Annotated in this window: 28 protein-coding genes and 1 tRNA gene; 13 read left to right on the top strand and 16 right to left on the bottom strand. The window is 62.8% G+C overall.

Annotated elements, in window-relative coordinates:
• The first annotated feature begins 59 nt into the window (after positions 1–59).
• From ACN50D_RS08585 to ACN50D_RS08575, 3 genes are all read left to right on the top strand, one after another.
• The gene (locus ACN50D_RS08585) at positions 60–551 is read left to right on the top strand and encodes a MarR family winged helix-turn-helix transcriptional regulator (protein ID WP_042451369.1); all 492 of its coding nucleotides are present in this window, start codon (positions 60–62) and stop codon (positions 549–551) included.
• A complete protein-coding gene (locus ACN50D_RS08580; protein ID WP_042451373.1) occupies positions 548–1939 on the top strand; it encodes an MFS transporter in 1392 nt (463 codons plus the stop codon). Before ACN50D_RS08585 ends, ACN50D_RS08580 begins: the two co-directional genes overlap by 4 nt.
• Before the next feature lie 12 nt (positions 1940–1951).
• A tRNA-Lys gene (locus ACN50D_RS08575) sits at positions 1952–2024 on the top strand.
• A gap of 88 nt (positions 2025–2112) precedes the next feature.
• Here ACN50D_RS08575 and ACN50D_RS08570 read toward each other — a convergent pair.
• From ACN50D_RS08570 to ACN50D_RS08560, 3 genes are all read right to left on the bottom strand, one after another.
• On the bottom strand, positions 2113–2964 hold the full coding sequence (locus tag ACN50D_RS08570) for an alpha/beta fold hydrolase (protein ID WP_042451375.1): 852 nt from the start codon (positions 2962–2964) through the stop codon (positions 2113–2115).
• A 62-nt stretch (positions 2965–3026) separates the two neighbouring features.
• Positions 3027–3335, bottom strand: coding sequence for a hypothetical protein (locus ACN50D_RS08565; protein WP_136470805.1), 309 nt, complete (start codon positions 3333–3335; stop codon positions 3027–3029).
• 219 nt (positions 3336–3554) lie between these two features.
• Complete coding sequence (locus ACN50D_RS08560; RefSeq protein WP_042451377.1) at positions 3555–4097, bottom strand: TetR/AcrR family transcriptional regulator; 543 nt, start codon at positions 4095–4097, stop codon at positions 3555–3557.
• 121 nt (positions 4098–4218) lie between these two features.
• Here ACN50D_RS08560 and ACN50D_RS08555 point away from each other — a divergent pair, with 121 nt between their 5' ends.
• The 3 genes from ACN50D_RS08555 to ACN50D_RS08545 all read left to right on the top strand — a co-directional run bounded on the left by ACN50D_RS08555 (position 4219) and on the right by ACN50D_RS08545 (position 7094).
• Complete coding sequence (locus tag ACN50D_RS08555) at positions 4219–4692, top strand: DUF4334 domain-containing protein (RefSeq protein WP_211920821.1); 474 nt, start codon at positions 4219–4221, stop codon at positions 4690–4692.
• A 29-nt stretch (positions 4693–4721) separates the two neighbouring features.
• Positions 4722–5810: an NAD(P)-dependent alcohol dehydrogenase gene (locus tag ACN50D_RS08550; protein WP_030535257.1), complete on the top strand. Its 1089-nt coding sequence runs from the start codon at positions 4722–4724 to the stop codon at positions 5808–5810.
• Between the two features lie 84 nt (positions 5811–5894).
• Complete coding sequence (locus ACN50D_RS08545; protein WP_007733865.1) at positions 5895–7094, top strand: low temperature requirement protein A; 1200 nt, start codon at positions 5895–5897, stop codon at positions 7092–7094.
• Between the two features lies 1 nt (position 7095).
• Here the strand turns inward: ACN50D_RS08545 and ACN50D_RS08540 are convergent, their stop codons facing one another.
• Positions 7096–7680 carry a hypothetical protein gene (locus tag ACN50D_RS08540; protein WP_003940111.1) on the bottom strand — a complete coding sequence of 195 codons (585 nt, stop codon included), beginning with the start codon at positions 7678–7680 and terminating at the stop codon, positions 7096–7098.
• Between the two features lie 45 nt (positions 7681–7725).
• A complete protein-coding gene (locus tag ACN50D_RS08535) occupies positions 7726–8103 on the bottom strand; it encodes an MmcQ/YjbR family DNA-binding protein (RefSeq protein WP_007733864.1) in 378 nt (125 codons plus the stop codon).
• A 99-nt stretch (positions 8104–8202) separates the two neighbouring features.
• Here ACN50D_RS08535 and ACN50D_RS08530 point away from each other — a divergent pair, with 99 nt between their 5' ends.
• Positions 8203–8649 carry a hypothetical protein gene (locus ACN50D_RS08530; RefSeq protein WP_003939955.1) on the top strand — a complete coding sequence of 149 codons (447 nt, stop codon included), beginning with the start codon at positions 8203–8205 and terminating at the stop codon, positions 8647–8649.
• A gap of 99 nt (positions 8650–8748) precedes the next feature.
• The gene (locus ACN50D_RS08525; RefSeq protein ID WP_003940105.1) at positions 8749–9339 is read left to right on the top strand and encodes a DUF937 domain-containing protein; all 591 of its coding nucleotides are present in this window, start codon (positions 8749–8751) and stop codon (positions 9337–9339) included.
• 56 nt (positions 9340–9395) lie between these two features.
• On the opposite strand, the gene ACN50D_RS08520 is transcribed toward ACN50D_RS08525, so the two are convergent.
• Positions 9396–10580: an MFS transporter gene (locus ACN50D_RS08520; RefSeq protein ID WP_167349871.1), complete on the bottom strand. Its 1185-nt coding sequence runs from the start codon at positions 10578–10580 to the stop codon at positions 9396–9398.
• A gap of 147 nt (positions 10581–10727) precedes the next feature.
• Between ACN50D_RS08520 and ACN50D_RS08515 the strand changes: the two genes are divergently transcribed.
• The 5 genes from ACN50D_RS08515 to phoU all read left to right on the top strand — a co-directional run bounded on the left by ACN50D_RS08515 (position 10728) and on the right by phoU (position 16867).
• Positions 10728–11603 carry a LysR family transcriptional regulator gene (locus tag ACN50D_RS08515; RefSeq protein WP_030535254.1) on the top strand — a complete coding sequence of 292 codons (876 nt, stop codon included), beginning with the start codon at positions 10728–10730 and terminating at the stop codon, positions 11601–11603.
• A gap of 131 nt (positions 11604–11734) precedes the next feature.
• Entirely contained in the window at positions 11735–12694 is a 960-nt protein-coding gene (locus ACN50D_RS08510; RefSeq protein WP_003940492.1) for an acyl-ACP desaturase, read from the top strand.
• An 81-nt stretch (positions 12695–12775) separates the two neighbouring features.
• Entirely contained in the window at positions 12776–13918 is a 1143-nt protein-coding gene (dusB, locus tag ACN50D_RS08505) for a tRNA dihydrouridine synthase DusB (protein ID WP_003939756.1), read from the top strand.
• A 150-nt stretch (positions 13919–14068) separates the two neighbouring features.
• Complete coding sequence (locus ACN50D_RS08500) at positions 14069–16099, top strand: LCP family protein (RefSeq protein ID WP_058037760.1); 2031 nt, start codon at positions 14069–14071, stop codon at positions 16097–16099.
• Positions 16100–16171: 72 nt separating this feature from the next.
• A complete protein-coding gene (gene phoU, locus ACN50D_RS08495) occupies positions 16172–16867 on the top strand; it encodes a phosphate signaling complex protein PhoU (RefSeq protein WP_003940130.1) in 696 nt (231 codons plus the stop codon).
• A gap of 75 nt (positions 16868–16942) precedes the next feature.
• Here phoU and ACN50D_RS08490 read toward each other — a convergent pair whose 3' ends face one another.
• The 10 genes from ACN50D_RS08490 to pstC all read right to left on the bottom strand — a co-directional run bounded on the left by ACN50D_RS08490 (position 16943) and on the right by pstC (position 25541).
• Positions 16943–17689 (bottom strand): SDR family oxidoreductase, encoded by a 747-nt coding sequence (locus tag ACN50D_RS08490; protein ID WP_149357936.1) that lies wholly within the window; start codon positions 17687–17689, stop codon positions 16943–16945.
• A 90-nt stretch (positions 17690–17779) separates the two neighbouring features.
• Positions 17780–18517, bottom strand: a complete 738-nt coding sequence (locus tag ACN50D_RS08485) for an urease accessory protein UreD (RefSeq protein WP_232329909.1) — start codon at positions 18515–18517, stop codon at positions 17780–17782.
• Positions 18517–19260, bottom strand: a complete 744-nt coding sequence (gene ureG / locus ACN50D_RS08480) for an urease accessory protein UreG (protein ID WP_058037757.1) — start codon at positions 19258–19260, stop codon at positions 18517–18519. Before ureG ends, ACN50D_RS08485 begins: the two co-directional genes overlap by 1 nt.
• Positions 19253–19942, bottom strand: a complete 690-nt coding sequence (locus tag ACN50D_RS08475; RefSeq protein WP_211920823.1) for an urease accessory protein UreF — start codon at positions 19940–19942, stop codon at positions 19253–19255. Before ACN50D_RS08475 ends, ureG begins: the two co-directional genes overlap by 8 nt.
• Positions 19943–19946: 4 nt before the next feature.
• Complete coding sequence (locus ACN50D_RS08470) at positions 19947–21656, bottom strand: urease subunit alpha (protein WP_030535249.1); 1710 nt, start codon at positions 21654–21656, stop codon at positions 19947–19949.
• Positions 21653–22123 (bottom strand): urease subunit beta, encoded by a 471-nt coding sequence (ureB, locus tag ACN50D_RS08465; protein ID WP_007733849.1) that lies wholly within the window; start codon positions 22121–22123, stop codon positions 21653–21655. Before ureB ends, ACN50D_RS08470 begins: the two co-directional genes overlap by 4 nt.
• Entirely contained in the window at positions 22120–22422 is a 303-nt protein-coding gene (ureA, locus tag ACN50D_RS08460; RefSeq protein ID WP_003939800.1) for an urease subunit gamma, read from the bottom strand. Before ureA ends, ureB begins: the two co-directional genes overlap by 4 nt.
• A 280-nt stretch (positions 22423–22702) precedes the next feature.
• Positions 22703–23479, bottom strand: a complete 777-nt coding sequence (pstB, locus tag ACN50D_RS08455; protein WP_211920825.1) for a phosphate ABC transporter ATP-binding protein PstB — start codon at positions 23477–23479, stop codon at positions 22703–22705.
• A 58-nt stretch (positions 23480–23537) separates the two neighbouring features.
• Entirely contained in the window at positions 23538–24446 is a 909-nt protein-coding gene (gene pstA / locus ACN50D_RS08450; RefSeq protein ID WP_003940100.1) for a phosphate ABC transporter permease PstA, read from the bottom strand.
• Positions 24447–24449: 3 nt separating this feature from the next.
• Positions 24450–25541 (bottom strand): phosphate ABC transporter permease subunit PstC, encoded by a 1092-nt coding sequence (gene pstC, locus ACN50D_RS08445; RefSeq protein ID WP_007733846.1) that lies wholly within the window; start codon positions 25539–25541, stop codon positions 24450–24452.
• Positions 25542–25557 lie beyond the last annotated feature (16 nt).

The raw sequence follows: 25557 nt of genomic DNA, 5'->3' as shown, positions 1-25557 counted from the left end.
CCCCCTTTTCCGTCGAAACCGTACTGGCAGCATCGAAACAACACAGTTAGACTGTCTAAATGAACGATGGAGAGGGTCGCAGCAAGGCTCGAGACGAGATCGACGTACTTTGGGACGATCTGGGTGCCTTCGTCCGACGTCTACGCACCAAACGCAACGACCACAAGCTCACGCCGAGCCAGATCCAGGCCCTCGGCCACCTCGACCGACAAGGTCCGTCGACCGCCAAAGAATTGGCAAAATTCGAGCGCGTCACGCCGCAATCAATCGCAAAGACCGTGGCCGCGCTCGAAGAGCAGGGCATGGTGACGCGAAGGGCGGATCCATCGGACGGCCGCGCGGTCTTGGTCACGATGACCGAACTCGGCACATCGACCCTTCACGAAGACCGAACGAAACGAACAGAGTGGCTGGCCGAGGTCATCGACGCCGAGTGCACCGAAGCCGAGCGTGACTTGCTTCTGATCGCCGGCCGAATCCTGCGAAGACTCGGCCAGGGCGAGTCCCCAGCATCGACATCGATATCAGAGGAGTCACTGATGAACTCGTGACCACCGTCATCGAAACGCCGACCCCCCAAACTCCCGTTCCACTGAAACTGAGTCTTGCTCTCGGCTCCGGAACCGTTCTTCAAGCGCTGAACTCGTCGATGATTGCGGTGGCAATCGTCCCGATCGCCACATACTTCGGTTCCAGTTCAGGCACAGCGTGGGTCATCTCGGCCCTCTACATCGCGACTGCGGTCACGGCACCGGCGGCTGGTCGACTCGGATCGATCCTCGGCGCCAAACGCGTCTACCTCGCCGGATTGGGCCTGATCGCTGCCGGATCGATCCTCGGCTCGCTCGCCCCGTCGCTGGGCTGGCTGATCGCCGCACGAATCCTGCTCGGAATCGGCACGGCGACACAGTATCCGAACGCGATGACCGTCATCCGCGAATACGCTGACCGCCACCGGACTCAAACCCGTTCAGCTATAGCAACACTCACCATTTGCGCTCAATCGGTCGTCGCGCTGGGGCCCACTCTCGGCGGGTTGTTGGTCGGCACACTCGGTTGGCAATCGATCATGTGGGTGAACCTCCCACTTGTCGTCGTCACTGCCGTATGGGTCTTCTTCGCCGCCCCGAGCGACTCCGCCCTGCCCGACCGGGCCGGCGCCGCTGCGTTGTTCAAGTCTCTCGACCCACTCGGTATCACCCTGTTTCTGGCTCTGACGACATCGACGATGCTCTTTCTCCTCTCTCTCGCCGAGCACGCGAAGTGGTACCTCGTCCCGTCGACGGCCCTCTTCGCGTTCCTGTTCGTCTGGTGGGAACGTCGAACGGCCTCGGCGTTCATCGACGTCCGCGCCGTCGTCCGAAACCGCGCACTGAGCATGACTCTCGGCCGGACCCTGCTGACTTACACAGCGTTCTACTGCATCTTCTTCGGACTCCCCCAGTGGCTACAGGTAGCCCGCGGAATGTCACCGATCAGCGCCGGGCTCTTCATGCTGCCCGTCGCTGCGGTCGGGATCTTCGCGACCATGTCCGCGTCCAGGGTGTACGGGAAATTCGGCGCACGGATCACCCTCCTGATCGGCACCGCCGCGTTGGCTGTCGGCGGGATTCTGATCGCCTTTGTCGAATCGAGTTCGACTCCCCTTGTGGCACTCCTGCTGATTGCGGCGATCCTGGGCATTCCCAACGGCTTCAACAACATGGGAAACCAGAACCTGATCAACTCGGTGACCACCTCCGCCGACGTCGGAACTGCGATCGGTCTGTACCGAACAATCCAGTACATCGGCGCCAACCTTGCTGCCGTCGTCATCGAGTTGACCATGCGCGGAACCATCGACGACGCGGGTCTGCATCGCACGGGCGGGACCATCGCCGTCATCGGAATCGCCCTTCTGGTGGGGGTGGTGTTTTCACGGACTCTGCGGTCCCGTTAGACTCTGCGCCGCGCCCCTATAGCTCAGTTGGTAGAGCTACGGACTTTTAATCCGCAGGTCGTAGGTTCGAGTCCTACTGGGGGCACAAACACAGACCCGGCGCCTCATTCAGAGGCGCCGGGTCTTGTGCGTTCATGCCACATCAATTCGTGCCACATCAATGCATCAGCAGGTCATCGAAGCAGGAACTCGAGGGTCACGCGCTCGAATGCCTCCTTGGCTTCGATCATCACCCAGTGCCCGCAGTTCGGGAATACGTGCAGTTCGGCGTTCGGAATCAGTCGCATCGGAATCATCGGCATGTCCGGTGGACACTGCCGATCATCGAGCCCCCATGTCAGCAAGGTCGGGCATTGCACCTTGTGCATCATCGACCAGTACGGCGGCACATCCGAGTTGGACATCATCTGCTGCTGAGCGGCAAAGGCTTTGGATCCGTACATCGCGGTCAATGCCTGGTGCGAGGCCGGATCGTTGGCCGTTTGCCATCGTTCCTCGATCCGCTCCTCGGTGATCACGGATCTGTCGTAAACCATGCACTCGAGCCAGCGAACCAACTTCTCACGGCTGGGAGCGTCGGCGAATTCCTGGAGGAGACGCGTACCTTCGCTCGGGTTCTGACTGAAGATGTTCGGGCCCACGCCTCCGATGGTGACCAATCTGCGGACGCGGTCAGGGAACCTCATCGCGACGTTGACCCCGACAACTCCGCCCATCGAATTGCCGATCATCGCAGCGGATTCGATTCCCAGCGCATCCATGAATCGAACCACCGCCGAGGTTGCCGTGAGAACTGGATGACCGTCGACGGGATCGCTCACGCCGAACCCCGGGAACTCGAGGAGGTAGCAGTGGAAGTGCTTTGCGAACACCTCGAGGTTCCCCCGGTAATTCCGCCATCCACTCACGCCGATCCCGGAGCCGTGCAACAGGATCAACGGCGGACCATCGCCCGCCTCGTGATAGCGCAAAGTCCCCCTGTCGGTAGCGACTTCGCGTTTGGTCCCTTCGTAAGTCACGTCCATACTGCAAGATTAGAACGTGTTACAGATTTGCGACGGCTGATTGCGGAACTTCGCAATCACTGTCAGAAGCATCCCCCGCTGCCTCGACGCCCACTGCGATTCGTGGACTTCTGCTCGCTCGGTTTCGACTTCCCCGTCCCGGCCTTCACACACCGGTTGGGGCGCCGCACCTGCTCGAAGTGCCCGGCGCTCACCACATGACCGGCCACGCTGACCTTGACCGGCGCATCCGCGCGGGCGGTTCCGACTTGCGCCGATCCCAACGTCAGGGCGCAAGCAGCCACAACGACCAGCGCTACCTTCTTCGAGATCTTCATATGCACGGCCACTTCGACACGGGTCCACTCCAGATGCTGAACAGGTGCGCGCACCGAAGGAACACGCTCGGCGTCGACGATATTCAGTCAGGGTGGCCGGCCGCGATCCTTTTGCTCACCAGCATCTGAACAGTCGACGACAAAAGTTTTGGCGGCACGTCAACATCCCGAGGGCGTCAACGAGCCGACGCCCAACGTACGCACCGTTACTGAGAAATCCGTAAATCCGGGCAACCACACAGCGACGGGCGTGGACGTTCGCGTTTGGACTCGCTACGCCACAATCAAACGCCGAACCGCCTCGACTGCCGCCTCCCGACGTCGAGGGATGGAACGAGTCGACTTGAGCGCGAGCATCCGGGCGATATCCGTGATCAGCAGGATCAACTCCGTGGGATTCCACGCGGGGTCGATGTGTCCCTCGAGCTGCCCCTTGCGGATTTCCGCAACTTTAGGCCGGAAGGTCTTGCTTCGTATGTCGTCCTCGCTCATGACGTCCGGCGCTTCGAGATCCGCCCATTGCTGCAATCGGGCGTTCTCGGGATGGGCAACGTAGTTGTCGAAGAGGCGACCTGCATAGCCCGGCAAGTCGTCACCTCGAAGTGCTGTCTCCGCTGTTGTTTCGGACGTCCACTGTTCGGTCACGGCAGCGAACAACTCTTCCTTGCTTGCGAAGTACGCATAGAGACGGTCTTTGCTGGCACGCGCTTGCGCGGCGATCCGATTGATCCGCGCGCCGGCCAGCCCGTACGTGGCAAATTCGTCCTTTGCGGCCGCCAGAATGCGGTCCCTCGTAGCTTCCCCTGCTGAGCGCATGTTCACAGCCTAGAACGAATCGACCGTTGCCGAACCATCCGGTTCGGCGTAGCGTGCAGAGTTGACGAACAATTTGGTTCGCGAACAAGTCGTGCCACTTACCGTCAACTCGAGGAGAGACATGAATCTCAACGAAGCCCGAACTGCTTTCGCCCGGCTCCGTGCAGCGGAAAATGGTTTATCACCAGCAGAACTCGACGAAGTGTGGGCCGCGCTGGAAACCGTCGCCGCTGAAGAAATCCTCGGCGAGTGGAAGGGTGACGACTTCGCCACCGGTCACCGTCTTCACGAAAAGCTGTTCGCGAGCCGTTGGTACGGCAAGACCTTCAACTCGGTCGAGGACGCCAAGCCGTTGATCTGCCGAGACGAAGACGGCAACCTCTACTCCGACGTCAAGAGCGGCAATGGCGAGGCAAGTCTGTGGAACATCGAGTTTCGTGGCGAAGTCACGGCGACGATGGTCTACGACGGCGCGCCGATCTTCGACCATTTCAAGAAAGTCGACGATTCGACGCTCATGGGCATCATGAACGGAAAATCGGCGTTGGTTCTCGACGGCGGACAGCACTACTACTTCCTGCTCGAGCGAGCGTGATTCGCGCCGAACAGAATTCGACGTCCGCCATGCAGATGACAGCGGCGCTCTCACACGGCCCGCACTCCCCCTTCACACTCGACACCGTCGAGATCGACGAACCCCGCGCAGACGAGATCCTGGTTCGCATCGTCGCGACCGGCCTGTGCCACACAGATCTGTTCACGAAGTCGGTGCTACCGGAAAGACTCGGCCCCTGCGTGTTCGGGCACGAAGGGGCGGGGGTGGTCGAGGCCGTCGGCTCGGCGATCGACAAGGTCGTGCCCGGCGATCACGTGTTGTTGAGCTATCGCAGTTGCGGTGCGTGCAGGCAATGTCTCAGCGGTCATCGGGCGTACTGCGAAAGCTCACACGCGCTCAACAGCTCTGGCGCACGCACCGACGGCTCGACGCCGATCCGGCGAGACGGAACCCCGCTACGGTCCGCCTTCTTCGGCCAGTCCAGCTTCGCGGAATACGTCATCGCCTCTGCCGACAACACCGTCGTCGTCGATCCTGCGGTGGACCTGACCGTCGCGGCTCCCCTCGGCTGCGGATTTCAAACCGGCGCGGGTGCAGTGCTGAATCTACTTCGCCCCGAGCCCGACTCGACGTTTGCCGTTTTCGGGGCAGGCAGCGTCGGACTCGCAGCGCTGCTGGCGGCGAGGGCTGCCGGCGTTTCCACCCTGGTCGCCGTGGACCCCGTTGCGCAGCGGCGCGAACTCGCCGAGGAATTCGGCGCCGTCACTGTCGATCCGACCACCGAGGACGCGGTCGAAGCAGTACGCGCCGCCACCGACGGAGGTTCGACACATTCCCTCGACACGACCGGAATCGGCTCCGTGATCAATCAAGCCGTCACATCACTTCGAGCACGGGGAACACTGGCGGTAGTCGGACTCGGAGCGTCCACGGTCGAGATGAACATGGCCGACATCATGCTGAGCGGAAAGACAATTCGAGGATGCATCGAAGGAGAGTCGGAAGTCTCGACGTTCATCCCCGAACTCGTCGAGCTCTTCACTGGTGGCCGGTTTCCGATCGACCGCTTGGTGACGCGCTACGCCTTCTCCGACATCAACAAAGCCGTCGAAGATCAAGCGTCGGGGCGCGTCATCAAACCCGTTCTCGTGTGGTGAGGGGCGAAATGTCTCATTCGTCGACCCGACGGAATTCGCCCTAGACTGCGCTCCTGCACTAGACGTCGGAGCAAGGTGGGGACGATGACAGAACACACCAGTACGGGCGCGGGCCACGGCCGGGCCGTTATGCCGATCATCCGGATGCGCGCACGCAGCCGCGACGAGAACCATCGCGCATCGACACCACTCGAACTGTTCTTCGACCTGTGTTTCGTGGTTGCAGCCGCACAGGCCGGAGTTCAACTGGTGCATGCTGTTGCCGAGGGCCACTACGCCGACGGCATCGCCGGCTATATGTTCGTCTTCTTCGCGCTGTGGTGGGCGTGGGTGAACTTCACCTGGTTCGCGTCTGCCTACGACACGGACGACGTCCCCTACCGGGTCGCGACCTTCGTACAGATTTGTGGCGTGCTCGTCTTCGCCGCCGGAATCCCCGACGCATTCGACGGAACCGACCGTACGACGGCCATCGTCGGCTACCTCATCATGCGAATTGCGCTCACCTGCCAATGGCTTCGAGCCGCCAGCGGTGAATCCGGTGCAGCGCGAACGACTGCTCTGCAATATGCCGCCGGGCTCGTGATCGTCCAGGCCGGCTGGATCGTGCTGCTCCTGATGCCGGCGTCGGCGTGGATTCCGGGCTTCTTCGTTCTCATGATCGCCGAACTCGCGGTGCCGGCGATCGCCGAACGCAACCACCAGACGCCGTGGCACCCGCATCACATCGCCGAACGCTACGGCCTCTTCACCATCATCATGCTCGGCGAAACCATCGCTGCCGCGACCATCGCGGTCCAATCCGGCATCCGGGATTTCGACGCCGCCGATCTACTGATTCCGATTGCCGTCGGCGGAGTTCTGATCGTGTTCTCCGCGTTGTGGATCTACTTCGCCGTCCCGATCCACGAGTACCTCGCAGACCAAGGCAATCGCGCCGTCCTGTTGTGGGGATACGGGCACTACTTCGTATTCGGATCCGCTGCGGCCATCGGCGCCGGCATCGAAGTAGCCGTCGAGGAAGCAGTTGGCGAAGCGCACATTTCGACGTTCGCAGCATCTGCCGCGGTCACGATCCCCGCCGCGATGTTCCTGATCTTCGTGTGGCTCATGCACTCACGACACTTCAAGCGTGACAGGATCGAGCAGGCTGTTCTACCGGTGAGCGCAATCCTGGTTCTCGCCTGCACATTTGCCGGACACTGGGCGGTCCCGCTCGCCGGACTGGTGGCGGCGGGAACCGTCGGAGTCGGTGTCGGCCTGAGTACTCGGTCGAAGAGCTGACTCAGATTTCCGGAGCCGGAGCCTCGCCCTTGCTCTGCGGCTCGTGCTGCTTGAGCTCACCGCGCATCTTGTCGAGATCCTTTCCACGCTTTTTGTACATGTAGCCGAGCGCGACAAGTCCAAGGAACAACGCAACGCCCAGGACGGCACCGACAACGGATGCTCCGCGGAATCCGGGGCCGTCGACGTCGAGGATCCGCTCGCCCGCATGCGCAGCGTTGTTGTTGCCGAGAACAACTGTCAGAGAGAGCAGATTCGGCAGCGCGAAGATCACACCCAACGCGAGAGCCGTGATCTGCATGATTCGAGCATGCTTGCGCTTGCGCACCTGCCAGACCGCCCGGAAGAAGATGAGCGGGACCAGGGTGCACACGAGACCGAACAGCAGCCCCCACGCGATTCCGGCGCTGAAACTGCCGTTCGCCAACGACGCAATGCGCTGCGCCCACCAACGCGGAAGGAAGGCGGCAAGGATGAAGTAAGCGATGACCAGGACCACCGCCATCACTGCGATCCCGATGGCCTTCTTCGCCCACGGCGGCATGCCCGGTTTTGCGGTGGCCGGTGAAGTTTCCGGTGTCGTCATGACAATTCCTCGTCTAGTCGGCGTCTGTACTGACGAATCTATCCGTTACGGGCGTTCCTCATCCGCATCGAGAACGATCCGGGCAAGCCGCTTCGGCGCAACGAGGGTGAACGAGGTGTAGATCCACTCCTCCAGTTGCGACCATTTCTCCTCGGAAACGTCGGTGCCGATGTCGAGTGCAACCCACCCGTGTCGACCGAGTCCATAGCCCGCAGCACTTGCGCCTGGTTCGGTGGCCACCACCGCTTCGGCTTCCTCCTTGCTCAGCTTGACGGTCAAGGAGGTGGCTTCGACGTTGCAGAACACGAAGTTCTTGCCGCGGACCCGGAACGTCGGGTGGCCGTCCCACGCTTCGATGTCGACGCGCTCCGCTTCCGGCAGCGACAGCGAGATCTCTTCGAGTCGACGCATGTTGTCGGGCATGGAGACGATTCTGCACGCTCGATACCGAGCTTGACACCCGCGACACAGCTAGGCTCGGCGACGACCGCGTCACCGAACTCCGAACACAGGGAGACTGGCATGCGCACGTTAGTTCATCTCGTTCTGCTCATTTGTGGAATCGCCGTTGCCGTCGGCTCGTTCATGTACGTACTGGCCGGGGTCAAACCCGACAATGTTCGCCTCGAGGACCTGCGGGACGGCTTTCCGGCAGGGTGGGCAATCGAGCAACTCGGCGATCAGTCCGTGACCTTCTACCGGTCGATGGCGATACTTCTGCTCGCCGCCGCCGTATTGATTCTGATCGCCGCATTGTTCGGTTCTCGCATCGCAGCATGGATCGGAATTATCGTGGGATTGGGGACTCTTGGCACGTTCTACTACCGCGTCAACGATCAGTTCGACAATGTCATCAGGGAAAACTACTCCACGATCCTGACAAATCAGACAGGATTCATTCTGACGGCCGGCGGACTGATTCTCGCTCTCCTAGCGTGCCTGGTCCCCCGCGAGAAGACCCGAGCCTGACCGCTCGGCAACCGGAGGGTTACCGTCGACGCCGACATTCACTAGTGTCTGCAACAGCCGGGTACTGACGAGTAGTACCCCAGAAGAGGTAGGGCATCAATGGCATCGCTTGACGACCTTCTATCCCAGATCCCCATCGACCAGATCGCGCAGCAACTCGGCGTCGACCAGGCAACTGCCGAATCGGCGGTCAAGACTGCACTTCCGACCCTCGTCGGTGGCCTCGGCGCCAACGCGCAGGATCCCGCCGGTGCAGCCTCGCTGGAAAGCGCGTTGCAGTCTCACGCCGACACCAGCCTTCTCGACGACGGCGTCGACATCAGCAAAGTCGACACCGCTGACGGTCAGAAGATCGTCTCGAACATCTTCGGCGGCAACACCGATCAGGTCGCCAGCGCACTGGGCGGTGTCGGTGGCGGCGGTGGAAACGATCTGGTGAAGCAGTTGCTGCCGATCCTCGCTCCCATCGTCCTGGCCTACCTCGCCAAGCAGTTCACCGGTGGCGGTGCCGGCGCGCAGACTCAGGCCTCCGGTGGCGGCGGGCTCGGGGATCTCCTCGGCGGAATTCTCGGCGGCGGCGGCAATTCCGGCGGCGGCATCGGCGGCGCACTCGGCGGCATCCTGGGTGGATCCGGTGGCGGCGGCCTCGGAGACCTGCTCGGCGGCCTCCTCGGCGGAGGCAAGAAGTAAGACGCTCGACAGAACGCACTGCGGCGATCCCGTTCGGGGTCGCCGCAGTGCTCTGTTCAGTCAATCGTCGAAGATCGAAACATCCTCAGTGACAAGGCAAACGCAACCAACAGCAGCGCGCCCACAAAAGTACTGACCCCGACCCAACCGCCACCCGCGTATGCAAGACCCGCGAGGGCGCCCGCCACGGACGAACCCGCGTAGTAGGCAAACAGATACAACGCCGACGCCTCGGCCCGGTGATCGGTAGCGATCAGCCCCACCCAACCGCTGGCCACCGAATGTGCGGCGAAGAATCCTCCGGTGAAGAGCAGCATCCCCACGAGCGTCAACGCCAGATTGTCCGGAACGGTCAGTGCCAGGCCGATACCGATGACGACAACCGACCCGAGCAGCACGCTGCGCCTACCCAGTCGGTCAGAGGCCCCGCCGGCTACCGCCGAGGTGAAAGTTCCGGCAAGGTAGAAAAGGAACACCAGGCCCACAAGCGCTTCAGGAAGGCCGAAAGGTGCTGCCGTGAGCCGAAACCCGAGGAAGTTGTAAATCGACACGAAGCCGCCCATCAGGATGAATCCCAAAGCGAAGAGTGTTCGCAGCGACGGGTTCGCAAGGTGGCGTCGTAGATTCGACGCGATCGTGCGCGCCGATATCGGTTGCGGGCGAAAGAACTTCGACGCGGGAAGCCGCCGGATCATGTTGAGCGCGAACAATGCCGACAGCGCGGACGCAGTCAACAGCGCCCAACGCCACGTACTGAAATCGACGACGGCCGACGGCACGAGCCGTCCGATCAGCCCACCGATCGTCGTGCCGGCGACGTACCTTCCCATCGCTGCACCGAGGTCCTTCCGATCGACCTCCTCGGCCAGATAGGCCATCGCCACCGCCGGGACACCGGCCAGAGCCAATCCTTGTGCTGCGCGTCCGACCAGCAGAACCTCGATCGTCGGACTCAGCGGTAGAAGTAAACCGATCACACAGGACGCCGACGCCGACGCGATCATCACCCGTGTGCGACCGAACCGCTCGGAGAGCGCACTGGCCGGAATGATTGCCAACGCCAACATGCCCGTCGTCGCCGAGACGGACAGCGCAGACACCGCAGGCGAGACGTGGAAGTCTTCGGCGAACGCAGGCAGCAACGCCTGTGCCGCGTACATCGAGATGAACGTCGACAGCCCGGCCGCGAACAACGCAACGGTCACGGTTCGATATCCCGATGTTCCGCGGCGAAGCGGCATCACTTCGGATTCGATCACATTCTCGACAGTCACCACGTACCTCCAGGCATCACTTACCTCCGGTAAGAATCCTCCCGCCCAGACTCGGCAAAAGAAAATGCATAAACTTGGTGTTCTATATGCTCCAGAGGTATATAGATTGGGTTCGTGATGCTGACCGAAGACCTCGAATGGTTTGTCGTGCTCGCCGAAACCCAACAGGTGACCGCTACCGCGGATCTGACTCACCTGTCGCAACCGACCCTTTCGCGCAAACTCGCACGCCTCGAACGACAGATCGGCGTGACACTCTTCGACCGTCAGGGACGCCGACTCGAACTGAACCGGTACGGCGAGATCCTCTATCGACATGCTCGCATCGCACTGCGTGCCCTCGACGCCGCGCAGACCGAAATCCAGTCGCTGGCGAGCCCCGAGAGCGGCACGGTCCGGCTCGACTTCCTCCACTCGTTCGGCACCTGGTTGGTGCCGCACATGCTGCGCGGATACCGCGTCGAGCATCCCGGAGTGCGATTCGAACTGCATCAGGACAGCGCGCAGTTCCTGGTCGACAGAATCGCCGCCGGCACGTCCGACCTGGCCGTCGTCTCGCCTCAGCCGCGCGATCCGCAGGTGGCGTGGATGCAGATCGCCCAGCAGTCACTGGCATTGGCTGTTCCGGCTGATCATCGCTTTGCGAAGTTGCATTCGGTCGAGCTTGCGGACGCGGCCGACGAACCGTTCATCGGTATGCATCCGAACTTCGGGATGCGAAGAATTCTCGATGAACTGTGCGCGGCCGCAGGATTCACTCCGAATTTCGTCTTCGAGAGCAGCGAGCTGGCAACGGTCGGCGGACTGGTCTCCGCGTCCTTCGGTGTCTCCATCATGCCGGTTCAGGATCCACCGATCTGGGCCGAAGGAGTCGTCTACGTACCGATCGAAGGAGCACAGCGAAAAATAGGGCTGATCTGGTCGAAGAGCCGCGAGCTGTCCGATCCCGCCCGGACTTTCCGCGACTACGTCGAAAGAACGACTTGGTAGTGAAAGTGCCCCCGGATAACTACGGATCGGTAACATCCCTCGAGGGGAGCAATTTTCATGCCATTCTTTTCAAACCTACGGTGCCGTAGGCTGGGGCGAAGTCGCGCATTCACTCAACATGGAGGCAAGAAATGACGAGGATTCTGACGCAGCTGGAGCTGCTACAAGAGCTGCAGCCGGTTGCCGAGGAGAACGTCAACCGCCACATCTCCATGGCCAAGGAATGGCATCCACACGACTACGTTCCGTGGGACGAGGGCCGTAACTTCGCAGCCATGGGTGGCGAAGACTGGAGTCTCGAACAGTCACAACTCGGCGAGGTAGCTCGCGCCGCGATGATCACCAACCTGCTCACCGAGGACAACCTGCCGTCGTACCACCGTGAGATCGCCGAGAACTTTTCGCAGGACGGTGCCTGGGGAACGTGGGTCGGCCGGTGGACCGCCGAGGAGAACCGCCACGGCATCGTGATGCGTGACTACCTCGTCGTCACGCGCGCAGTCGACCCCGTCGAGCTCGAGCGCTTCCGCATGGAACACATGACAAACGGTTACAGCGCACCCATCGACGAGGGCGACGCCGGCCTGCTGCACTCGGTCGCCTACGTGACCTTCCAGGAACTCGCGACGCGCGTCAGCCACCGCAACACCGGCAAGGCCTGCGACGAGCCGATTGCCGACAAGATGCTTCAGCGCATCGCCGCCGACGAGAACCTGCACATGATTTTCTACCGCAACATCTGCGCCGCCGCGCTCGATCTTGCTCCCGATCAGGCGCTCAAGGCTGTGGCGAACATCGTCCAGAACTTCCAGATGCCCGGTGCCGGCATGCCGAACTTCCGCCGCAACGGCGCCCTCATGGCCAAGCACGGCATCTACGACCTTCGCCAGCACCTCGACGAGGTCGTCTGGCCTGTCCTGCGTAAGTGGAACATCTTCGAGCGCAACGATTTCAGCGCCGAAGGCGAGAACACGCGCGAAGAGTTGGCGGCCTTCCTCGAGACACTCGCCGCCAACGCGACGAAGTTCGAGGAACAGCGCGATCGCATGCTCGCACGCGAAGCCGCCAAGCGCGAACAGCAGGCTTCTTAGTTTCACCAGCTATTCTGTGCCCGGTACCGGATTCGGTACCGGGCACTTCCAATTGTCACAAGTATTTGTTCAGAGGTAGACATGTCATCCCTTCGTATCGGTTCACTCGAGCTGCACAGCCCCGTGGTCCTCGCACCCATGGCGGGCGTCACCAACGTCGCCTTCCGCACGCTGTGCCGTGAACTCGAACTCGAACGTGCAGGCAGCACGTCCGGGCTCTACGTCTGCGAGATGGTCACCGCCCGCGCGCTCGTCGAACGCCAACCCGCCACGATGCACATGACCACGTTCGGTCCGACCGAAACGCCCAGGTCGCTGCAGCTGTACACCGTCGACCCGGATACGACTTACGCCGCGGCCAAGATGATCGTCGACGAGAACATGGCCGATCACATCGACATGAACTTCGGCTGCCCGGTACCCAAGGTGACCCGCAAGGGCGGCGGATCGGCGCTACCGTACAAGCGTCGACTGTTCGGTCAGATCGTCGCGGCAGCCGTGCGCGCCACCGAAGGCACCGACATTCCGGTCACCGTCAAGATGCGCGTCGGCATCGACCCCGAACATCACACGCACCTCGACGCAGGCCGGATCGCCGCAGCTGAAGGCGCCGCTGCCGTCGCACTTCACGCACGTACCGCGTCGCAGCGCTACTCCGGCACTGCTGACTGGAACGAGATCACGCGCCTCAAGGAACACGTCACCGACGTGCCGATCCTCGGCAACGGCGACATCTTCGACGCCTCGGATGCTGCCCGCATGATGAACGAGACCGGCTGCGACGGCGTCGTCGTCGGACGCGGCTGCCTCGGACGGCCATGGCTGTTCGCGGAACTCAGCGCAGCTCTCAACGGACAACAGATCGCCACGCCGCCGACGCTCGGCGAAGTCACCAAGATCATCGCCCGTCACGCCCAACTGCTCGCCGCACATCACGGTGAAATGAAGGGTCTGCGCGAACTTCGCAAGCACGTCTCCTGGTACATGCGTGGGTTCCCGGTCGGATCGGATCTGCGGGTCTCGATGGCTCTGGTCAGCACGTTGTCCGAACTGGACGATCTGCTCGGACAGCTCGACCACGACGTCCCGTTCCCCAAGGACGCCGAAGGCCCGCGCGGACGCCAAGGCTCACCCGGTCAGGTAGCACTCCCGGAAGGTTGGCTCGACGATCCCGAAGACGACCTTGTGCCGGTGGGAGCTGACATGATGCACTCGGGTGGCTAGCGAAAACACGCCGTCGGATTACTCACATCACTTTCTGAGTGAAGCACTCAGGATTCACCAGTAATATGGCTCCAGCTTCGTCGACAACCGGTTGACGCCGGCATCTGAATGACGAGTTACTGACAGTCGACGACGGGACAGGTTGCATCGGTGGGTGATGATCACGATTCGGGCCCACCTCCGCCCGAGAGCCGCGCCCCCTGGGAACGTCCGCTCGCAGACAAGCGCTTCCGCAACGCCCGACCGGACCAACCGGCAACGCCCCAGCGCCCTGCCACACCCCAGCGACCAACACCGCAACCACCCAGTCCCCCGGAGCGTCGCAGCAGTGGACGTACCGGGCGACGGGACTCGCCTCCGACCGACGACTCTGTTTCGGTCGCCGAGTTGGTCCGTCGGGTAGGCGACAAGAAGCCGCCACCAGCCCCGGCTACGCCGCCCAAGCCGGCGCCGAACAAATCCGTACCACCCAAGACTCAATCTTCAGCAGCGTCGTCGCCGCCCCCCGCCCGGCCGATTCCCGCCCGTCCGTCCGTTCCGCCCGCCGCTGCGGACTGGATCACCGAAGAACATCCCGTCACCTCCGCAGTGCCGCGGGTAGTCGGTGACACCGGCGCCACTCGTCTGGCGCAAAGCAAGATTCGCCGCCGCCATCGCGCAAAAGTGATCGGCCGATCGGCAGTAGCGTTCCTGGCCGTCATGTCTCTCGCATTGACCGGCGTCGTGTGGGGCTATCTGCGCTCGGTAGAAGGCGGATTCGATCAGATTGCGGCACTCGACACCGAGTCCGACGACATCATCGACGCCGGTGGTCAACTCGGCGACGAGACGTACCTGATCATCGGCACCGATACCCGCGCCGGTGCGAGCGGTGAGATCGGCGCCGGAACCGTCGAAGACGCCGAAGGCGCCCGAGCCGACACGGTCATGCTGGTGAACATTCCCGCCGACCGAAGCCGCGTCGTCGCCGTCTCCTTCCCGCGTGACCTCGACGTCGAACGTCCGATCTGTCAGGGATGGGACAACGACGCCGGCAAGTACACCAGCGAAACCTTCCCGGCAGCGAGCGGCGACAAACTCAATGCGACATACGCACTCGGTGGCCCCAAATGCCTGGTCAAGGTCATCCAGAAGATGTCCGGCCTGAAAATCGGGCACTTCGTCGGAATGGACTTCGCCGGTTTCGAGCGCATGGTCGACACCGTCGGCGGTGTGAACGTCTGCTCCCCCGGACCGATCGAAGACGGCATCCTCGGAACCGTCCTCGCCTCCGGCGGCACGCAGATGCTCGACGGCCGTACCGCCCTCAACTACGTGCGTGCTCGCCACGTCGAAGCCGAGGGCAACGGCGACTACGGGCGCATCACCCGTCAGCAGAAGTTCCTGTCGGCGCTGCTCCGCTCGGCCCTGTCCAACCAGGTCCTCCTGAATCCGAGCAAGCTCAACGGATTCATCAACGCCTTCACCAGCGACACGTTCGTCGAAAACATCGACACCAAGTCACTGGTCACCCTCGGTCGCTCGCTCCAGAACGTCGACGCAGGCGCGGTCACGTTCTTGACGGTCCCCACGGACGGCACCAACGACTGGGGCAACGAGATTCCTCGCACGGACGAGATCAAGTCCCTCTTCCAGGCGATCATCGACGACGATCCGCTTCCGGGCGAAGAGCGCGAGGACACCACACCGTCGTCGACCAGTTCCACGACAACCGCTCCTACGTCCAGCACGCCGCCGGCCGCCACTTCCGTCGAGGCAATGAGCGCCTACAACATCTCGGTCGACGTCTCCAACGCGTCGGGAATCGCCGGGCAGGCCGCGACGATCGCCGACAGCCTCGCGGCTTACGGTTTCCAGATCTCCACGGTCGGTAACTTCAGCGCAGCCACCGGCCTGGCGAATGCTCAAGCGTCGACCACCGTCGTGCGCTACGCCGCAGGTTACGAGGCTGAAGCGGTGACCGTCGCGTCCTCGATTCCCGGCGCGGTTCTGGTTCTCGCTCCGAGCATGGGAGACATGATCGAGGTCGTCGTCGGAAGCAATTTCGCCGGCACCGTCGTCGCCCCCGCGGACCCGGGAACCATCCTGGCGGCAAATCCGACGTCGGTCGACACCAGCACCTCGACGGCTCTGCCCGCCGACATCGCCAGCGTCAACGCCGGCGACACCACCTGCGACTGACACGCGTTCATTCACCTTGCGTTCACCTGGTGCTTGTGACTTGGTCTTTCACGGCACGTAGGCTCTGACCTCATGCGCGTGGCTTACAACGAACAGATGACCGAGCTTGCAGACACGCTCGGCGAGATGGCAGGACTGGCAGGTGCCGCTATGGAGCGCGCCACCCAGTCCCTGCTCCAGGCAGACCTGTCCCTGGCAGAACAAGTAATCGGCGAACACGACAAGATCACCGAACTCAGCACCATCTGCGAGGAGCGCGCGTTTGCGTTGCTCGCCCTGCAGGCTCCCGTTGCCGGAGATCTGCGCTCGGTGGTCAGCGGAATCCAGATCGTCGCCGACATCGACCGCATGGGCGCACTCGCCCTGCACGTCGCCAAGATCGCGCGCCGCCGACATCCCAACCACGTGCTTCCCGAAGAGGTCAACGGCTACTTCGCCGAGATGGGACGCATCGCTGTCTCCATCGGTGCGGCCGCCAAGGTCGTCCTCGAGACCCGCGACCCCGAGCGCGCTGCCCGTCTGCGCGAAGAAGACGAAGCGATGGACGACCTCCACCGCCACCTCTTCACCGTCCTCATGGACCGTGAGTGGAAGCACGGCGTTGCCGCCGCAGTCGACGTCACGCTGCTCGGCCGCTTCTACGAGCGATTCGCCGACCACGCCGTCGAGGTCGGCCGACGTGTCATCTTCCTGGTGACCGGCAAGCTGCCCGAAGAGCCCGAAACCACCGAGAAGGTCGACAACCTCACCTCGTACCCGGATCTCTGAACTACCCGGATCTCTGAACCCAACCGTCCACGTGAGTAAAAGGCGGCCGCGCACTTGCGCGGCCGCCTTTCCTATTCAGTTCTCGTGCAACCAGGTTTCCAACGTGGGTCCTGCAGTTGTGGATCCCGGCCCGGGCAGCAGCGCCCCACCCTTCATCGCCTTACCCGCTCCCGGCATCGAGATCGGGATCAGCCACTTACGTCGGCCACGGTATTTCAAGATCTCGCGCGTCATGGCCGGGATCTCGAGGAGCTCGGGCCCGGCCAGGTCCGGAGCCCTCCCGGTCGGACCGTTCTGAGCGCAGGTCACGAGCGCCTCGGCAACGGTCTTCGCTGCCACCGGTTGTGACCGCATCCGAGGAACCATAGCGATCGGCCCCAGTCCGAACAGCGCGATCGTCTTCTCGCCGAACTCGAACCACTGAGTGGATCGCAGGATCGTGAAGGGAATACTCGACGCTTCCACCGCGCGTTCCTGCGCAGCCTTCCCCTGGTAGTAACCGAAGGACTTCAATTGCGGATCGTCGCAGTTCACGATCGAGAGCAACACGTGGTGCTTCACGCCGGCCCTGGCTTCGGCCGCGGCGATGTTCTTCGCTGCCGTCTCGAAGAACTCGATTGCCTTCTTGGCACTGTTGGTGACGTGATCACTCACGTCGACGACCACGTCGGCACCGACAAATGCTTCGTCCAACCCCGCACCCGTGGAGATGTCGACTCCCGTCGATCGAGCGGCAGCGACCACGTCGTGGCCCCCTGCCTTTGCCTGCTCGACGACCAGCTTTCCCATCTGGCCGGTTCCGCCCAGAACAACAATTCGCATGATGCCTCCGTCAAACCTGTGCGCCCGGCTCTCTTCGGCCTGGTCACATACTGGACGACGCAGCCTCCCGAAGTGTGACGGTAGGGCGAATCAGTCGGTGTACTCCTGCGAAACTCGCCCACGCCACTGCGACCAGATCGGATCCAACGCTGCGCTCGCCTCATGTGCGTGATCGGCAACGGCCCGTGCCAGCATCCCTGCTCCCGCCAGCGGCGTCACGTGCCCTTCGACGTCGTCGGTAGTCTTCATCCCCAACAGCATGGTCGTACCGAGCACGCGATGGCCACCGAGAATTCCCGGCAGCGAACGGCCAGGAACGCTACGCAGGTCGAGAGTTTCCACGAGCAGCGCGTCACCGTCGACGGTAATGCGCTGATCCGAGCGAAGCGCACCGCCGGTTTCGCCGGTCCGGCCGAATACGATCATCTCGTCGAGCAGCGCAACGGCATCGGATTCCAGTGAAATATCCACGCGCCTGGTCACATCCGCGCCGCCGGCGACGACAAACGGTGCCGCACGCCAGATCAGCGCCGCACCGGCACCGACGCTCGCCGAAGCCGACCACGACGCCCGGCCACCGCGTGCGTTGTACGCGACGGTCCCGGACGGCTCGATCACCTCGAGACACGTACCGGGTGCGACCACGAACTCGATACGCAGGTCGTCGCCGGCCAACAGCGTTGCGCTGTGCCCTACCAGGGCAATTCGCACGGTGAGCCCGCGAGCGTCGACGAACCGCGGGGCCAGGAAGTCGCCCGAGATCAGCTCTCGCGCAACAGCGGTGTCACCCACTCTCTCGACGACGACCCGCGTAGCTCCAGTGCGCATCAGTGAGCGTGAGAGTGGCTGTGCCCGTGACCGTGACCGTGGTCTTCTTCATCGGCATGGAAGTGCGGCGCCATCGGCCCCGGATCCTGCGGGGTGTGACTACCCGCGCGATGAGATGCGATGACCTGGCGGAGCCACGCACTGAGCTGGTCGATCGTTGAGTGATCCTTCTGGCTGAGCGCGAGAACGGGAAGTCCGTCACGCGCGGCCGTGGCATCGGCAACCATCTGGACCGCGTCGACGTCGACGTACGGGGCCAGGTCGATCTTGTTGACCACCAACAGATCTGCCCGCTCGATTCCGGGACCGCCCTTGCGTGCGACGTCTCCGCCGCCCGCGACGTCGATGCAGAAGATCTGGGCGTCGACCAGTGCCGGACTGAACGTGGCGGTCAGGTTGTCACCGCCGCTTTCCACGATCACCATGTCGAGGGGATGGAACTGACGCTCGAGGTCTTCGACCGCAATGAGGTTCGGCGTGACGTCGTCACGAATAGCCGTGTGCGGGCACGCACCGGTCTCGACTGCGACGATGCGCTCGATCGGCAGAACGTTGGCCGCGCGCAACAGTCGCGCGTCCTCGTCGGTGTAGATGTCGTTGGTGACCACCGCGATCTCGTACTCCGACGCGAGCTCGCGGCAGATGGTGGCGATGAGGGTACTTTTGCCTGTGCCGACGGGGCCGGCAACGCCGAGCCTCAAACCTCTTGCAGCAGTGGTGGTGTTGTTCAGGTTGTCAAGCACGGAAAATCCTCCTGGATCGAGCGTGGTGTTCGAGTGACCATTGTTCGACCAACGGTCCTGTTGTTGCGGGTATATCTGTGACGCCCTCGACTGCTACGGCAGCCGCGGCGACGGTTTCGATGGTCGGGGCTGCTCGGAGCAACCATTCGACCGGTTCTGCCGGATCCACCGGCAGTAGCTTCAATGCCGCCGACGCCACCGTTTGGGCGTCGTCGTACAAACAAGATCTGGCTGCCTGTAGGTCGTCCATCCCGGAGGCCGCCGTGAAGACGCCCAACGCGAGCGGACGCATCGGATGCCCAGGCAGCGCCATGAGCATCTGCACCCCGGGGTGCTGCGGCCACAATCGCGACGCCAGTCTCGCCAGCCCACGGCCGAGCTGAATCGACGCCTCACGCAGCGGTGCGCTGGGAGTCCGAGCGAGCAGTTCCCTCGAGATGTCCTCGAGTTCGCCTGCACTACCCTCACTTACGGCCCAGCGGCGCGTGACCACCGTTGAAGCGGCCTCGACAAGTCCGACTGTTTCGAGTCGACCGCGAATGAAGTCAGGGACCTGACTCTGCAGGAGTCCGCCCGCCAGTGCCGGTTCCAACCCCGACGAGTGCGCGTGACCGCCGGTAGGCAGACGCCCGTCTGCCAAGAGCATCGATGCTATCTCGGCAGACGCCGTCTCGATCGACATGGTTTCAGAACAGCATGTAGCGCTGAGCCATCGGCACCACGTCAACGGGGTTGGGCGCGATCAGGTCGCCGTTGACCTTGATGGCAAACGTCTCCGGATCGACGTCGATGGACGGCAGCGCCGTGTTGTTCGGCATATCCGCCTTGGTGAGGTGCCTCGTCGGACGAACACCGGTAAGGGTGCGCGTGAGACCGAGACGGTCGGCCAGACCGTCCTCGATGGCCATCGGAGAGACGAACGTCGTGGACAGGTGTGGGGCCGATCCCGGAGTCGCCGCGATGGCCGGGCGAACGAACACCGGCTGCGGGGTCGGGATAGCAGCATTCGGATCACCAAGCGGCGCAGCAACTATCGCCCCGCCCTTGATCACGGCAGAAGGACGGACTCCGAAGAACGCGGGATCCCACAGCACCAGGTCCGCCATCTTCCCGGCCTCGACCGAGCCGATCTCGTGATCGATACCGTGCGCCACCGCGGGGCAGATCGTGTACTTGGCGACGTAACGCCGCGCACGCTCGTTGTCGGCCGGCATGCTGGTGCCCAGCTTGCCGTACTGGGCCTTCATGACGTGAGCCACCTGCCATGTCCGCAGGGTCACCTCACCGATACGGCCCATCGCCTGGGCATCGGACGAGGTGATCGAGATGGCTCCGATGTCGTGCAGAAAGTCTTCTGCTGCAATCGTTGTCGGCCGGATCCGGGACTCGGCAAAGGCAAGATCCTCCGGAACCCGGGGATTGAGCGCATGACACACGATGAGCATGTCGAGGTGCTCGGCAACCGTGTTGACGGTATGCGGCAACGTCGGATTGGTCGATGCCGGAAGAACGTTCGGCTCACCTGCCGTCACGATGATGTCCGGTGCGTGCCCGCCGCCGGCGCCTTCCGCATGGAACACGTGGATCCCGCGTCCGGCGATCGCATCCAAAGTGTGCTGTACGTAACCGGTTTCGTTGAGGCTGTCGGCGTGCAGCGCTACCTGGAGGCCGAACTCGTCGGCTGCGCGCAGAGCTGCGTCGATCGCAGCCGGAGTGGAACCCCAGTCCTCGTGGACCTTGAATCCGCCTGCGCCGGCGAGAGCTTCCTGACGCATGGCCTCATGACTGACGGTGCTGCCCTTGCCGAGGAGAAGAACGTTGAGCGGGATGTGGTCGAGGGCGCGGTGCATCATCGTCAAGGACCAGGCGCCGGGTGTGACGGTGGTTGCCTTGCTTCCCTCGGTGGGGCCCGTTCCGCCGCCCGCCACCGTCGTCGTACCGGTCGCGAGCGCCTCCATCATCTCGATTTCACTGAGGAAGTGCACGTGAGTGTCGATCGCACCCGCGGTGAGGATCTTTCCCTCACCGGCGATCACGTCGGTGCTCGGCCCGATGAGCAACTTGGGGTGCACGCCATCCATGATGTCGGGGTTACCGGACTTGCCGATCGCAACGATGCGTCCGTCGCGAATTCCGACGTCTGCCCGGACGATTCCCCAGTGATCGAGAATCACCGTGTTGGTGATGACGACGTCGAGAGCACCCTGGTCGCGAGTGGTCAGGCCCTGGCCCATCGACTCTCGGATGCTCTTACCGCCGCCGAAGACCATCTCGTCGCCGGTCGCGGTGTAGTCGTGCTCGATCTCGATCCACAGATCGGTGTCGGCCAAACGGATCTGGTCACCTGCGGTCGGGCCGTACAGGGAGGCGTAGCCGCGTCGATCGATCCTGCTCATTCGGCTGTCCTCTCAACTGTCGTCGCGGCGTCGTCCGGTGAATCCGCCTCGACTGGAACATCACTCACACGCACGTTCACCGAGGACGCTCGCAAAGGTTCTTCGACCTCGACGCCGGGCGTGCCGAACGGCATGACGGTCTTGGGCTCGCGCGCATGTGTCGGTAGGTCTTCGTCCGGCACGATCTGCAGGCCCGGAACCCTTTTGAGTCCGCCGAGCGCGATCAGTGTCACCGTTCTGCTGACCCCGGGTTCGAACCGAACCGACGTTCCCGAGGGGATGTCGAGCCGGAAGCCGTCTGCCGCTTCGCGATCGAAGGTCAACGCCGGGTTGGCCGCGGGAAGGTGGAGATGTGAACCGATCTGAATGGGGCGATCGCCGTCGTTGACGACGACCATCGTGATCTTCTCCGCGTCCGTGCCGAACTCGAGCGGTTCGGTGGACACACGTACTTCGCCGGGAATCATCGAATGGGCTCCGTCACGGTGACCAGTTTGCGACCGTCCGGGAAAGTGGCCTCCACCTGGACGTTTGCAATCATCTCGGGTACCCCTTCCATCACGTCGTCGCGGGTGAGCACTTGCCGACCGGCGTTCATCAGTTCCGCAACCGTCATTCCGTCACGCGCGCGCTCGAGAATCCAGCACGAGATCAGTGCCATCGCTTCGGGGTAGTTCAGCAGTACCCCGCGCTCGCGGCGGTCACGGGCGACCATGCCCGCGACGCTCAGGAGCAGCTTTTCGGTATCTGAAGGGGTGAGGTGCACTGACAAGCCCTTCCGGTTGTGAAACGACATCGATCGACAGCGTGCTGTCGGGCCGAGATTAGCATTGTCCGAAGCGTCGTCAGTATCCACGAGATTCACGTCGTCGGCTACTTCAGCGCCAACTCGGCGCACTTGCGCTGCTCATCGAATTATTCGGGCGCCCAACGACGCTCAGCTCTGCGCACCGGAGTGGGAACTATCACCACAACCAAAAAGTTTCACCCCCGTCTCCTGTTGGAAACGGGGGTGAAACATGATCGTGCAGGGTTGATCCCGGGACCTATCCGAAGCGGCCGGAGATGTAGTCCTCGGTGGCCTTCTGCGTCGGGTTCGAGAAGATCTTCTCGGTGTCGTCGATCTCGACGAGCTGACCGGGCTTGCCGGTTGCCTCGAGGTTGAAGAATGCCGTCTGGTCACTCACACGCGCAGCCTGCTGCATGTTGTGCGTGACGATGACGATCGTGAAGTCCTTCTTCAGCTCGGTGATCAGGTCTTCGATCGCGAGAGTCGAGATCGGGTCGAGCGCGGAGCACGGCTCGTCCATGAGCAGGACGTCGGGCGAGACCGCGATGGCACGCGCGATGCACAGACGCTGCTGCTGACCGCCTGAGAGGCCGCCACCGGGCTTGTCGAGGCGATCCTTGACCTCGTTCCACAGGTTGGCACCGCGCAGCGAACGCTCGGCCACCTCGTCGAGCTTCTTCTTGTTGCGCTCGCCCTGCAACTTCAAGCCCGCGACGACGTTGTCCTTGATGGACATGGTCGGGAAGGGGTTGGGTCGCTGGAACACCATGCCGATGGTCTTGCGAACACCGACCGGATCGACGTTCGAGCCGTAGATGTCCTCGCCGTCGAGCAGCACCGAACCCTCGACGCGCGCACCGGGAATCACTTCGTGCATGCGATTGAGTGAACGGAGAACGGTGGACTTGCCGCAACCGGACGGGCCGATGAAGGCGGTGACGCTCCGGGGCGGGACGGACAGGCCCACATCGGCGACGGCGTGGAACTTGCCGTAGTAGATGTTGACGTCCTTGAGATCCAGACGCTTGGCCATTACCGGCTCCCTACTGAGTTGTTGACGCTGTTGAGTACGAACATGTTCCGAGGCCGCATCACTTACTTCTGACCTGGGAGAAGTGACCGATCAGCTTCGCGACGATGTTGAGGATCGCGATCAGCAGGATCAGGGTCAGTGCTGCGCCCCAGATGCGGTTGGTGCCGGCGTCGGTGGGGTTGTTCATCTCGGCGACCATGACGGAAGGCAGTGTGCCCATTTCGCCGTTGAACAGGTCGAAGTTGATGAACGGTGCGTAGCCGACGAGGATCAGCAGCGGTGCGGTCTCACCGAGCACGCGGGCCAGGGCCAGCATGACGCCGGTGATGATGCCGGGAAGTGCCGTCGGCAGAACGATTTTCGAGATGGTCTTCCACTTCGGCACACCGAGCGCGTACGACGCCTCTCGCAGATCCATCGGGACGATGCGCAGCATTTCCTCGGTGGAGCGGATGACGACCGGGACCATCAGAAGGACCAGAGCCAGTGACACCGCAAACGCGGACTTGGGGAAGCCGAAGGTCGCGATCCACAGGGCGTAGATGAACAGCGCAGCCACGATCGACGGAACACCGCTGAGGATGTCGACCATGAACGTGGTCAGCTTGCCCAGCTTCGACTTCCGGTCGGCGTACTCCACCAGGTAGATCGCGACGAAGATACCGAGCGGGATGGAGAAGACCGCGCACACGATGCCTTGCAGCAGGGTGCCGATCAATGCGTGATAGATACCGCCGCCGTCGGCCGACGCCGTCAATCCGCTCAGCGAGTTGGTGAACCAGGTAGGCGACGTCAGAGCGGGCAGGCCCTTGGCGATGACCGTGAAGAGCACCCAGACCAACGGGATGAGCGCGATGACGACTGCCAGGCTCACCAGGATGGTCGCGATGACGTCCTTGGCACGACGACGAGCGCCGACGCCTTGGAAAGTGGGGGCCTTGACCGGCCGGTCCAGAGTGGAGGTCATGGGTCAGTCCTTCTTTCCGGCGATCACTGCGCGGGCAGCCGCGTTGACGACGAAGGTCAGTACGAACAGCACCAGTCCGGCCGCGATGTACGCGCCTGCCTGGATGTCGTTGTTGAACTCCGCGTAGCCGAGGGCGATCTTGGAGGCGATGGTCGAGCCGCCGTCGAACAGCGACCAGCCGAAGGCCTGAGAGGTGGTGCGCAGGATCAGGTAGAGCGCCATCGTCTCACCGAGTGCGCGTCCGAGACCGAGCATCGAGCCGCTGATGTAGCCGGACTTACCGAACGGGATGACCGTGGTGCGCACAACTTCCCAGCGCGTGGCGCCGAGGGCGAGTGCGGCTTCGATCTGTGATCGCGGGGTCTGGATGAACACCTCGCGGGTCACTGCGGTGATGACCGGAAGGATCATCACGGCGAGGACGATGCCTGCGGTGAAGATGGTGCCGCCGCCGGTGATCGATCCGCTGCCGTCGGCGAAGAGCGGGAACCAGCCGAGAGTGTCGTTGAGCCACACCGCGACCGGGGTGATCGCCGGAGCGAAGACGAGAAGTCCCCACAGGCCGTAGACGATGGACGGCACAGCTGCCAGAAGGTCGATCGTGTACGACAGTGGCCGCGTGAGCCACTTGGGTGAGTACGAAGTCAGGAAGATCGCAATGCCCAGTGCGATCGGCATCGCGAGCACCAGTGCGAACAGCGAGACCAACACCGTGACCTGGAAAAGATCGAGGACACCGAACGCCATCGCGTTGATGTTCTGCGTGACCCATTCACGGCTGGTCAGGAAGTTGACCTGGTTCCGGCTCAAAGCAGGAACAGCACGCCAGATCAGGAACGCGCCGATCGCCGCGATGACAACCGTGATGAAGATTGCCGAACCGGAGGCGAGCGAGCTGAAGATGCGGTCACCCGGACGGGTCACCGTCTTGCTGTTGCCGCTACCCGGACCGTCACCCTTCGGAGGATGCTCGGTTTCTGGAGCCTTGGTGGAAGTAATCGTGTCCTCCGTGGTGCCGTTCGGACCGCCCACCCCGGCCCCGCTGGTTGCGGGGCCGGGAGAACGAGATGTCGAGGTGATGGGCGCGTCACTCATGCGCGCTCACTTCCTT

It is taken from the genome of Rhodococcus sp. SB1D (assembly GCF_048573875.1).
GTDB classification, from domain to species: domain Bacteria; phylum Actinomycetota; class Actinomycetes; order Mycobacteriales; family Mycobacteriaceae; genus Rhodococcus_F; species Rhodococcus_F qingshengii.
This window is presented reverse-complemented; position numbering and strand designations above follow the sequence as displayed.

What these genes read in the sequence shown, in the direction of transcription:
- ACN50D_RS08585 (WP_042451369.1), top strand. Translation starts at nt 60, where the DNA reads ATGAACGATGGAGAGGGTCGCAGCAAGGCTCGAGACGAGATCGACGTA.
- ACN50D_RS08570 (WP_042451375.1), bottom strand. Translation starts at nt 2,964, where the DNA reads ATGGACGTGACTTACGAAGGGACCAAACGCGAAGTCGCTACCGACAGG.
- ACN50D_RS08560 (WP_042451377.1), bottom strand. Translation starts at nt 4,097, where the DNA reads ATGCGCTCAGCAGGGGAAGCTACGAGGGACCGCATTCTGGCGGCCGCA.
- ACN50D_RS08555 (WP_211920821.1), top strand. Translation starts at nt 4,219, where the DNA reads ATGAATCTCAACGAAGCCCGAACTGCTTTCGCCCGGCTCCGTGCAGCG.
- ACN50D_RS08550 (WP_030535257.1), top strand. Translation starts at nt 4,722, where the DNA reads ATGCAGATGACAGCGGCGCTCTCACACGGCCCGCACTCCCCCTTCACA.
- ACN50D_RS08545 (WP_007733865.1), top strand. Translation starts at nt 5,895, where the DNA reads ATGACAGAACACACCAGTACGGGCGCGGGCCACGGCCGGGCCGTTATG.
- ACN50D_RS08540 (WP_003940111.1), bottom strand. Translation starts at nt 7,680, where the DNA reads ATGACGACACCGGAAACTTCACCGGCCACCGCAAAACCGGGCATGCCG.
- ACN50D_RS08535 (WP_007733864.1), bottom strand. Translation starts at nt 8,103, where the DNA reads ATGCCCGACAACATGCGTCGACTCGAAGAGATCTCGCTGTCGCTGCCG.
- ACN50D_RS08530 (WP_003939955.1), top strand. Translation starts at nt 8,203, where the DNA reads ATGCGCACGTTAGTTCATCTCGTTCTGCTCATTTGTGGAATCGCCGTT.
- ACN50D_RS08525 (WP_003940105.1), top strand. Translation starts at nt 8,749, where the DNA reads ATGGCATCGCTTGACGACCTTCTATCCCAGATCCCCATCGACCAGATC.
- ACN50D_RS08520 (WP_167349871.1), bottom strand. Translation starts at nt 10,580, where the DNA reads ATGCCGCTTCGCCGCGGAACATCGGGATATCGAACCGTGACCGTTGCG.
- ACN50D_RS08510 (WP_003940492.1), top strand. Translation starts at nt 11,735, where the DNA reads ATGACGAGGATTCTGACGCAGCTGGAGCTGCTACAAGAGCTGCAGCCG.
- dusB (WP_003939756.1), top strand. Translation starts at nt 12,776, where the DNA reads ATGTCATCCCTTCGTATCGGTTCACTCGAGCTGCACAGCCCCGTGGTC.
- phoU (WP_003940130.1), top strand. Translation starts at nt 16,172, where the DNA reads ATGCGCGTGGCTTACAACGAACAGATGACCGAGCTTGCAGACACGCTC.
- ACN50D_RS08490 (WP_149357936.1), bottom strand. Translation starts at nt 17,689, where the DNA reads ATGCGAATTGTTGTTCTGGGCGGAACCGGCCAGATGGGAAAGCTGGTC.
- ACN50D_RS08485 (WP_232329909.1), bottom strand. Translation starts at nt 18,517, where the DNA reads ATGCGCACTGGAGCTACGCGGGTCGTCGTCGAGAGAGTGGGTGACACC.
- ACN50D_RS08475 (WP_211920823.1), bottom strand. Translation starts at nt 19,942, where the DNA reads ATGTCGATCGAGACGGCGTCTGCCGAGATAGCATCGATGCTCTTGGCA.
- ACN50D_RS08470 (WP_030535249.1), bottom strand. Translation starts at nt 21,656, where the DNA reads ATGAGCAGGATCGATCGACGCGGCTACGCCTCCCTGTACGGCCCGACC.
- ureB (WP_007733849.1), bottom strand. Translation starts at nt 22,123, where the DNA reads ATGATTCCCGGCGAAGTACGTGTGTCCACCGAACCGCTCGAGTTCGGC.
- pstB (WP_211920825.1), bottom strand. Translation starts at nt 23,479, where the DNA reads ATGGCCAAGCGTCTGGATCTCAAGGACGTCAACATCTACTACGGCAAG.
- pstA (WP_003940100.1), bottom strand. Translation starts at nt 24,446, where the DNA reads ATGACCTCCACTCTGGACCGGCCGGTCAAGGCCCCCACTTTCCAAGGC.
- pstC (WP_007733846.1), bottom strand. Translation starts at nt 25,541, where the DNA reads ATGAGTGACGCGCCCATCACCTCGACATCTCGTTCTCCCGGCCCCGCA.